This window comes from Clostridium brassicae, from assembly GCF_026738875.1.
Taxonomy (GTDB): domain Bacteria; phylum Bacillota; class Clostridia; order Clostridiales; family Clostridiaceae; genus Clostridium_H; species Clostridium_H brassicae.
Genome location: NZ_JAPQFJ010000059.1, coordinates 1 through 1,559, shown reverse-complemented (window position 1 = coordinate 1,559; position 1,559 = coordinate 1). Strand labels below are relative to the sequence as shown.

Here is a 1,559-nt window from a genome sequence, read left to right as displayed (position 1 = left end):
CCTTATGAGACTAAGAATCCTATTTATATGATTTAACTTGAGCTACTAATTCAGGAATTACTTTAGTTACATCGCCAACTATTCCTAAATCAGCAACTTTCATTATAGCTGCATCAGCATCTCTGTTGATAGCAATTATGTAATCACTATCTTGCATTCCAGCTAAGTGTTGGATTGCTCCAGATATTCCGCATGCTACATATACTTTAGGTCTTACTGTTTTACCAGTTTGTCCAACTTGTAGTGCATGATCTAACCAACCGTTATCTACAGCTGCTCTTGATCCTGCTACAACTCCGCCTAATTCTTGAGCAAGTTCTTCTAGAAGTTTGAAGTTTTCTTCATTTCCCATACCTCTTCCACCAGCTACTATTACTTCTGCTTCGCTGATGTCAGCTACTTCTTTAAGTTCTTTTACTGCTTCTAATACTTTTATTCTTAAATCTTCTTCTTTTAAGTTAGCTGCTACTTTTTCTATCTTAGCTGCATTTACTTTTGATTCATCTTTTTCTAATTTGTCAAATACACCTGGTCTTACTGTTGACATTTGTGGTCTATGTTCTGTACACATGATTGTAGCCATTAAGTTTCCACCAAATGCTGGTCTTGTCATCATTAAGTGTCCTGTTCCTTCTTCTACATCTAAAGCTGTACAGTCAGCTGTTAATCCTGTTGAAAGTCTTCCAGCTACTCTTGGACCAAGGTCTCTTCCTATAAATGATGCTCCTATGAATAGAACTTCTGGTTTCTTTTCATTTACTAAATCACAAATTACTCTTGTGTATGCATCAGTTGTATAGTGAGCTAATTTTTCATCTTCTGCATATAAAACTTTATCTGCTCCATATGCTAATAAATCTTTAGCTACTGATTCTATTTTATTTCCAAGTAAAACTGCAGTTAATTCAACATTTAATTTATCTGCAATTTCTCTACCTTTTCCTAATAATTCTAAAGCTACTTTTTGTAATTCTCCATCTCTTTGTTCAGCGAAAACCCAAACGCCTTTGTAATCTGCTATATTCATTCTATATCCCTCCTAGTTTATATCCTAGTTTATTAAATGTAGTGTTTTTCTTTTAATTTTGAAGCTGCGAATACCGCTGCTTCTTTAGCTGATACGTTAATAACTTCACCTTTACCTTTTGCTTCTTTAGTCATTGATCTCTTAACTTTTGTAGGTGATCCTTTTAATCCTAAAAGTGCTTTATCTACATCTATGTCATCTGCACTCCATACTTTAACTTCTTTTTGGAATGTTGTGAAGATATTTTTCATGCCCATATATCTTGGTTCATTTAATGAATCTATTGCAGTTAAAAGACATGGCATTTTTACTTCTAACATTTCATATCCATCTTCTAATGCTCTTCTTACTTTCAAAGAATCGCCTTCAACACTTACTTTTTCTACATAAGTTATTTGCGCAAGGCCTAAATGTTCAGCTATTTCTGGTCCAACTTGTGCAGTATCTCCATCGATAGCTTGTCTTCCTGCGAAGATTACATCATATTCTAATTTCTTTAATGCTCCTGCTAAAGCATGAGAAGTTGCTAATG

At 34.3% G+C, this 1,559-nt stretch carries 1 protein-coding gene and 1 pseudogene; both read right to left on the bottom strand.

Annotated features, from left to right (window positions below; all coding sequences use genetic code 11):
* Window positions 1-19: 19 nt before the first annotated feature.
* Window positions 20-1,027: an electron transfer flavoprotein subunit alpha/FixB family protein gene (locus OW729_RS19330; RefSeq protein WP_268063158.1), complete on the bottom strand. Its 1,008-nt coding sequence runs from the start codon at window positions 1,025-1,027 to the stop codon at window positions 20-22.
* Window positions 1,028-1,059: 32 nt separating this feature from the next.
* A pseudogene (locus tag OW729_RS19325) lies at window positions 1,060-1,559 on the bottom strand (electron transfer flavoprotein subunit beta); the annotation flags it as partial.